The sequence below is a fragment of the Pseudaeromonas pectinilytica genome (genome assembly GCF_054780855.1).
The window spans coordinates 1-7,459 of record NZ_BAAGVN010000287.1 but is presented as its reverse complement, the minus strand read 5'-3'; the positions used below and the strand labels follow the sequence as shown (position 1 = coordinate 7,459).

Annotated in this window: 7 protein-coding genes; 1 reads left to right on the top strand and 6 read right to left on the bottom strand. The window is 57.4% G+C overall.

The genetic code is table 11. The features are described 5' to 3' along the window. The first annotated feature begins 152 nt into the window (after nucleotides 1-152). A complete protein-coding gene (locus tag ACYVG7_RS11605; RefSeq protein WP_460883270.1) occupies nucleotides 153-809 on the top strand; it encodes a hypothetical protein in 657 nt (218 codons plus the stop codon). Nucleotides 810-1,031: 222 nt separating this feature from the next. Here ACYVG7_RS11605 and ACYVG7_RS11600 read toward each other — a convergent pair whose 3' ends face one another. The 6 genes from ACYVG7_RS11600 to ytfQ form a co-directional block, all read right to left on the bottom strand. Further along, on the bottom strand, nucleotides 1,032-2,351 hold the full coding sequence (locus ACYVG7_RS11600) for a type II toxin-antitoxin system HipA family toxin (RefSeq protein ID WP_460883269.1): 1,320 nt from the start codon (nucleotides 2,349-2,351) through the stop codon (nucleotides 1,032-1,034). Then, the gene (locus ACYVG7_RS11595) at nucleotides 2,351-2,614 is read right to left on the bottom strand and encodes a helix-turn-helix domain-containing protein (protein WP_460883268.1); all 264 of its coding nucleotides are present in this window, start codon (nucleotides 2,612-2,614) and stop codon (nucleotides 2,351-2,353) included. The genes ACYVG7_RS11600 and ACYVG7_RS11595 overlap by 1 nt, the downstream gene beginning before the upstream one ends. Before the next feature lie 262 nt (nucleotides 2,615-2,876). Continuing rightward, the gene (gene yjfF, locus ACYVG7_RS11590) at nucleotides 2,877-3,851 is read right to left on the bottom strand and encodes a galactofuranose ABC transporter, permease protein YjfF (RefSeq protein ID WP_460883267.1); all 975 of its coding nucleotides are present in this window, start codon (nucleotides 3,849-3,851) and stop codon (nucleotides 2,877-2,879) included. Further along, a complete protein-coding gene (ytfT, locus tag ACYVG7_RS11585) occupies nucleotides 3,844-4,860 on the bottom strand; it encodes a galactofuranose ABC transporter, ATP-binding protein YtfT (protein ID WP_460883266.1) in 1,017 nt (338 codons plus the stop codon). Before ytfT ends, yjfF begins: the two co-directional genes overlap by 8 nt. 1 nt (nucleotide 4,861) lies before the next feature. Beyond that, nucleotides 4,862-6,364 carry a galactofuranose ABC transporter, ATP-binding protein YtfR gene (gene ytfR / locus ACYVG7_RS11580; protein WP_460883265.1) on the bottom strand — a complete coding sequence of 501 codons (1,503 nt, stop codon included), beginning with the start codon at nucleotides 6,362-6,364 and terminating at the stop codon, nucleotides 4,862-4,864. A gap of 79 nt (nucleotides 6,365-6,443) precedes the next feature. Continuing rightward, a complete protein-coding gene (gene ytfQ, locus ACYVG7_RS11575; protein WP_460883271.1) occupies nucleotides 6,444-7,373 on the bottom strand; it encodes a galactofuranose ABC transporter, galactofuranose-binding protein YtfQ in 930 nt (309 codons plus the stop codon). Nucleotides 7,374-7,459: the final 86 nt, after the last annotated feature.

The following is a 7,459-nucleotide window of genomic DNA, read 5'->3' as shown; positions in this document are numbered from 1 at the left end:
GGCTCGGCTCGTTTGTCGTTTGATTGGTTTGGCGATTAATCAGATCGCACAAACGACGCCGAGTTCCCTTCTTTCCCGGATAAATGATCTACATTTCGGAACGGTTATTTAGCTTTTGGGGTTCAAGATTAATTTCTACAAATTTGAGTCATATGAGTTTAGTAAAAACAGACTTATCAAACACAGTAATTGATGGTTCATGTGTCTACGGAATATCTGCATGGGATCTTATTTTGGATGGAAGCCGCCAACAAAACATTTACATCTCAGATAATGATCGAAGCATTACTGTTCCTAGTATTGAACTTGCTCAATTCATATCGCTATTAGTTAATAACTCTAAAATTCGTGATGTGATAGATTCAATTACATCAAAAGTGGTGTTAATTCTAGGTTGCTTTTCTGAAGATAGGAAAATCATCCTTGATCAAATAAAGCATGAGCTACAAAGAAGAGATTACTTACCAGTGCTCTTCGATTTTGATGGCCCCAAAAATAGAGACATTACAGAAACTGTTATGACTCTGGCATCGTTAGCTAAATTTGTTGTTGCTGACATATCAGACCCAAGAAGCATTCCTCAAGAATTAACGAAAATAGTACCTAACTTTCCATCAGTCCCTGTTCAGCCTGTAATTGTCTCAACGCAGCGAGAATATGGGATGTTTTCACATTTCTCTCGTTTCCCATGGGTGCTTGAAACTCTAGAGTATTCTGGCGATGACATTCATAATTTAGTGGGACATATCGTAGACAACTGTGAGTCTCGGCTGAAAACAACTAATAATTCTGATCATGTAGGTTATTAGCGCCAGCATAATCGCACGCATGAGCGGTTATTTAAAGTCGAAAATATCGGGTCATGCCCATAGTTAAGTCCAAGACAAAACCGGTGGCGTCGATAGCCGAGGCGCTACAAAAACCATGCGTCCGATTACGCTGCGCTAATCAGACCTACAGAACTGCGGCGTCGACCATATCTGGCAAGGGTCCGCAAGAGTCGGCAACCAGCGAATTTGATTGCCGACAACTTATTCCCAGCCAGTGGTCAAACGTTGGGCACGGTTGTGGAGCCCATCCAGGATGGCATCGCGGATCGGGGCCGGGAAGTCGGCGGGGAGCTGTTCCCTGACTCGCGCTATTACCTGGTCGGTGGCGTTGGCAAACCCGGTCAGAATGGCGGCCATCGCCGCCTGGTCAAAGCCCACCGCTTTGGCGGTCTGGAAGAAGTGACGCGGGAAGATCTGTTCGAGCTTGTACTTCTTGCCCCTGGATCCAGTCAGCCCCATGGCAAGTTTGGCATCTCGGGGATGGAACCCCCGCCCGCCAAATACCGGATACATGGAGAGAATGTCGTAAAACGGGGTGAGTCGATAGCTCCCTCCCGCTTCGATAAACAACGAAAAATTCTTGGCATGACCGTCGGTCGCCGCCAGCAGCCAAAACAGCACTTGTGCCTGCATAAAGGCATAGCGATCCTGCTCGGCGTTTGCCGAACCCAACAATATATTCATGATGTTAGTAATGCCTGGGCCGCCATGATTTTCATACTTGGCCGCTGACGGTATATTCAGGGTCTGGCAAAAATCCTCTTGTGGCCGCCGCATGATCCAGCTGTGATCCGAGGAGTATTGACGATCGAAACGCTCGACGGCCAAGGCTTTTACGGTACCGACACGCATCATGAAACAGTGCGGAACGGCCAACCCGAATTCGTGGGCGATCAGGGTGCAGAGATATTCATTTTCCACACTGTCAGAGAGATCTATGGTGAAGGAGTGACTCTCGATCTGGCCAATGGGCAATTTAATGATGTGTGTTGTGGGCGTTGAGCCTTGTGGCAGATACCAGCGCTCCCCCTGTCTGAGCAGCGCCGTCTTCTCCTGGGCTCCGGCGATGGAGATACGAAAATCATCTTCTTCGGCCAGCATCCCCAAGGGGGCATCCGCCAGATAACCGGTCAAGACTCGCTCCAACTCCTCATCCGCCAAGGGCTTGCAGGCGATGGTTCTGATATTGCCTGCCGGGGAACCTTCGGGTAGCAGCTGCAAAGCCCCGACGCTGTCTTGTCCTATTTTTGCTAGTAGATCAAATGGTTGTGTGGATTCGGCATGATGGCGGGCGAGGATGCGCTGTCGGATCTGCGGATTATCCGGTAACAGGTTATCGAAAAAATTGTAGACCTCATCCCCCCGATAGGGCTGATGACGCAACGGCATGGAGAGCGAGATAGGGCGGCTGCCTGGTAGCGCTAGCCATGCAGCATCATATTGGAAGTAATGAGCCCCGGCAGGACTCTTGCTAAACAGTCCCACCCGATAACCGTTCATATAGACGTCAAGTGCTGCCATCACCACTCCTCCTTCCAGCCACTGGAGTTGTCTTCCGCAACCCCCGGTGGTGAATTGCGCGGCTGGATCACCAGCTCTAATTCTAGGGCCGACAAGATCTTGAACAGGGTCTCCAGCTTGGTGGAATCGGCATTCAACTCGAAACTCGAGACAGTGTCTTGCCGGATCCCGACCTTGCTGGCCACCTTGCCCTGAGAGAGCTTCCGGGTCTGGCGAATATCTTTCAGATATGCACTGAGCTGTTTCGAATTGGTTACTTTCATGGGCAGAGTTACCGGTTAGAGCCGTTGAATTGATAGTTACACGCTATGGCGGGTAAATCAACATTTACCGGCTGTAGGCGGTAAATTGCATTTTACCCGCCATAGCGGGTAAATGTGAGCCATTTGCTGTTGTGATTGGTTTTCTTGTCTGTCTGGAGTGAATAAGTCACAGGTATGCGGTGAAGGTCAGCTTGGTCTATTGCCCGTGCCGGGCTGGATGAAACGGCCCCGGTGATCCTGGATCACCGGAGGCCGAACCGGTTCAATGCCCGTGCGCCGCCTCTCGCCGCTCCGAGAGGGTGATCAGCAGGCGCTGCAGGGCGATAAAGGCAAACAGTAGCACGCCTATGATGATCTTGGTCCACCAGGAGCTCAGCGAGCCGTCGAAGTTGATATAGGTCTGGATCAAGCCCTGGATAAAGACCCCGAACAGTGAGCCCAGCACGGTGCCGACGCCACCGGTGAGCAGGGTGCCACCGATGACCACGGCGGCGATGGCATCCAGCTCAACCCCCATGGCGGCCAGCGGATAACCGGCCGAGGTGTAGAGGGCAAATACGATTCCGGCCAGGGTCGAGAGGGTGGTGGAGAGCAGGTAGATGCGGATGGTGGTCAGCCGCACCGGTACTCCCATCAGCGCCGCCGAGGTGGCGTTGCCGCCGATGGCGTAGACGTTGCGACCAAAGCGGGTGCGTCCGGCCAGAATGATGCCGCAGACGACCACCGCCAGCATGATGAGCGCCAGTAGGCTCAGGCGGCCGCCACCGATGATCTTCCACGACAGGCTGGAGAGATAGGCAAAGGTCGGGTGGTCGATGGGCAGTGACTGCTCGGAGATGAGAAAACTGACCCCGCGCAAAAAGAACATCCCCGCCAGCGTGATGATAAACGCCGGGATCTTCAGGGTGTCGATGAGCCAGCCCATGCCGGCACCGAAGGCCGCGCCCATCACCAGCACCAGCGGGATCGCCAGCAGCGGGCTGACGCCCAGGGGGCCAATCAGCATGGCCAGAAACACCCCGGTAAAGGCGATGACGGCACCCACCGACAGATCGATGCCGCCGGAGAGGATGACGAAGGTCATGCCGACGGCGACTATCCCTAAGAAGGCGTTGTCGGTCAGGATATTGCAGATGATCCGCGTCGACAGAAAGGCCGGAAACGCCGTCATGCAGAACAGATAGCCGGCGACAAATACGGCTATGGTGATCCACAGTGGCAGGTTACGTTTAAACATGGCGGGAACCTCCCTTGAAGCGTTGGCTGATGGCGGGGGATTGCATGATGAGGACGGTCAGCACCACCACGGCCTTGACGATCTGGTTCCATTGCGGCTGGTAACCGGAGAGCAGGATACCGGTATTCACCGCCTGGATGATGAGGATGCCGATCAGCGACAGCAGCAGGTTGAAACGGCCGCCCATCAGCGAGGTGCCGCCGATGACCACGGCCAGGATGGCGTCCATCTCCAGCCAGAGCCCGGCGTTGTTGGCATCGGCACCGCGAATATCCGCCGCCACTATCATGCCGGCAATCGCCGCCAGGATGCCGCTGAGCACATAGCTGCTGGTCACCACCGCCTGGGTGTTGAGCCCGGCATTCTTGGCGGCGCGGATGTTGATCCCCACCGCTTCGATAAACAGCCCGAGGGCGGTCTTCTTGGTCAGCAGCCAGATGAGCAGCGCCATCACCAGGGTGATCACCACCGGGGTGGGCAGCCACAGCAGGGAGCCGCTGCCGATCCAGGCCAGTGATTCGTTGGTGAAGGTGATGATCTGTCCCTCGGTCAGCAGTTGGGCGATACCCCGTCCGGCCACCATCAGGATCAGGGTGGCGACAATCGGCTGGATGCGGAACACCGCCACCAGCAGACCGTTCCACAATCCGCACAGGGCGCCGACCCCGACCACCGCCAGCAGGATCATCGGGATGCTATAGCCTTGGCTGGCGAGGGTGGCCATGGTGGCCCCACTGATGGCCATCACGGCGCCCACCGACAGATCGATGCCGCCGGTGGCGATCACCAGCGTCATGCCCAGCGCCAGCAGGGCGGTCGGCGCACAGCGGTTGAGGATGTCGATCAGGCTGCCGAACAGGCGGCCATCCTGCAGGGTGATGGCAAAGAAGTGGTCCGCCACCAGGCTGTTGATCAGCAGCACGCACAGCAGGGCGGCCAGCTGGGCGGTGCCGGTGGGCAGCGTGAACGCCGGGCTACGTCCCGGCCGAAGCAGTAAGGATGCAAGCATGTCAGGCCTCATTGGCAATGGCGTTCATGATGGCGGGGACGGATAACTCCTGGGTCTCCAGCTCGGCGACTTGCCGGCGATCGCGCAGCACTATCACCCGGTCGGCATAACCCACCAGCTCCTCCAGCTCGGAGGAGATCACCAGCAGCGCCAGTCCGTTGGCACACAGGGTCTCGATGAGCCGGATGATTTCGGCGTGGGCACCCACATCGATCCCCCGGGTGGGTTCATCGAGGATCAAAAATTGCGGTTTGGTCAGCAGCCAGCGCGCCAGCAACACCTTCTGCTGGTTGCCGCCGGAGAGCAGGCCGATCGGCTGCTCGGCACTCGGAGTCTTGATCGCCAGTTGCTGAATGAAGCGGGCGCTGATCTCCTCCTGTTCGCGGCGAGCGATGGGGTGTAACCAGCCCCGTTGAGCCTGCAGCGCCAGTATGATGTTCTCGCGCACCGAGGCCGAGGCGATGATGCCATCGAGCTTGCGATCCTCCGGGCAGAAGCCGAAGCCATTGGCCGAGGCCTTGCGTGCCGAGCGGATGGAGACCACCTTGCCGCGCACCTGGCACTCACCGCTGTCGGCGGGGCGAATGCCGAACATCACCTCGGCGGTCTCGGTGCGACCGGAGCCGAGCAGCCCGGCCAGGCCGACGATTTCCCCAGGCGCGACGCTCAGCGAAAAGGGCGCTATGACCCCCTTCTTGCCATAGCCTTCGAAGCGGACTATAGGGCGCTCGCTGCGCACCGTCTTCCCGGCCCGGCGCAAGGCGTTATCGTCCAGCTCGCGGCCCAGCATCATCTTCACCAGCTCGATGCGGGGCAGCTCGCTGGTGTCGCGGGTACCGACCAGCTCGCCGTTGCGCAGCACGGTAATGCGGTCGCACACCTCGTAGACCTGATCCAGGAAGTGGGTGATGAAGATGAGGCTGATGCCCTTGGCGCGCAGATCCCGCATCAGGGTGAACAGCATCTGCACCTCCTGGGTATCCAGGCTGGCGGTGGGTTCATCGAGGATCAGAATGCGCGCCGAGAGGGCAATGGCGCGGGCGATGGCGACGATCTGCTGCATGGCCACCGAGTAGTGACCCAGCGGCAGGCTGACATCGATATCCAGATCGTAACCGGCCATGATGGCGCGAGCCTGGCGCTCCATGGCCCGGCGGTCGATGAAGCCGAAACGGCGCGGCTCATGACCGATAAACAGGTTGTCCGCCACCGACATGTTCGGCAGCAGATTGACTTCCTGATAGACGGTGCCGATCCCCAGCTGCTGGGCGTGGGCGGTATCGGTGGGATTGATGGCGACGCCGTCGAGTTCGATGCGACCGGCATCCCGTTGATAGACCCCGGTCAGGGTCTTGACCAGGGTGGATTTACCGGCGCCGTTTTCACCGAGCAGCGCCATGATCTCGCCGCGACGCAGGGAAAAGTCCACCTGGTGCAGCGCGCGGACGCCGGGAAAACTTTTACAAATGCCGTTGGCACTGAGGACCACAGAGTGAGCCGACAAGGGTGACCTCCCGATCCGGATCCCGACAGCCCTAAGCAGTCGGGACGCGGACGTGGTTGTGATGGGGGCTAGGGCTAAATCAGTAGCCCATGTCTTTTTTCAGATCGAGCTGGGCCTGGGCGGTCGCCGGTTCAAACAGCACGGACTCGGTCTTGATGTGCTTGGGCGGCAGGGTGCCGTCTTTCTTGAATGCCAGCAGGGCATCCAGAGCCGGGCCCGCCATATTCGGCGTCAGTTCCACCGAGGCGTTGGCTTCGCCGGCGATCATCGCCTTGAAGATGTCCGGTACGCCGTCGATGGAGATGATCTTGATGTCTTTGCCCGGCTTCAGTCCGGCTTCCTTGATGGCCTGGATGGCGCCGATCGCCATATCGTCATTGTGGGCGTAGACGGCGCAGATGTTCTTGCCGTTGTTTTCCGCCTTGATAAAGCTCTCCATGACTTCCTTGCCCTTGCTGCGGGTAAAGTCCCCGGACTGGGTGCGGATGATCTTGATCGTGGGCACTGTGGCGACGGTATCCAGGAAGCCCTGTTTACGCTCCAGCGCCACGCTGGCACCGACCGTGCCTTGCAGCTCGACCACGTTGCAGGGTTGACCGGCCTGGGTCTTGATCAGCCAGTCGGCGGCCACGGCCCCTTCATGCACGCTGTCAGCGGCGACACCGGTCATAAACAGCGAATCATCTTTGACCGTGATATTGCGGTCGAGCAGGAATACCGGGATCTCGGCCTCTTTGGCCTCCTGCAATACAGGCTCCCAACCGGTCTGCACCACGGGGGCCAGGAAGATGGCATCCACCCCTTGGGCGATAAAGGAGCGGATGGCTTTGATCTGGTTTTCTTGCTTCTGCTGGGCATCGGCGATCTTCAAGGTGATGCCGCGTTTTTCCGCTTCACTCTTGGCCACCGAGGTTTCCGCCGCCCGCCAACCGGATTCGGAGCCTATTTGTGAAAAACCAACGGTTAAATCATTCGCGCTGACACTGTGCGAGAGCAGAATAGTCCCTATTACAGCAGGGCTGACGCATCAGTGTTTATACTTTGAACAACCCCATACATTCGAACAAATATTGTTCATTCAGACAGCAGAGCCTG

What these genes read in the sequence shown, in the direction of transcription:
- ACYVG7_RS11605 (WP_460883270.1), top strand. Translation starts at nt 153, where the DNA reads ATGAGTTTAGTAAAAACAGACTTATCAAACACAGTAATTGATGGTTCA.
- ACYVG7_RS11600 (WP_460883269.1), bottom strand. Translation starts at nt 2,351, where the DNA reads ATGGCAGCACTTGACGTCTATATGAACGGTTATCGGGTGGGACTGTTT.
- ACYVG7_RS11595 (WP_460883268.1), bottom strand. Translation starts at nt 2,614, where the DNA reads ATGAAAGTAACCAATTCGAAACAGCTCAGTGCATATCTGAAAGATATT.
- yjfF (WP_460883267.1), bottom strand. Translation starts at nt 3,851, where the DNA reads ATGTTTAAACGTAACCTGCCACTGTGGATCACCATAGCCGTATTTGTC.
- ytfT (WP_460883266.1), bottom strand. Translation starts at nt 4,860, where the DNA reads ATGCTTGCATCCTTACTGCTTCGGCCGGGACGTAGCCCGGCGTTCACG.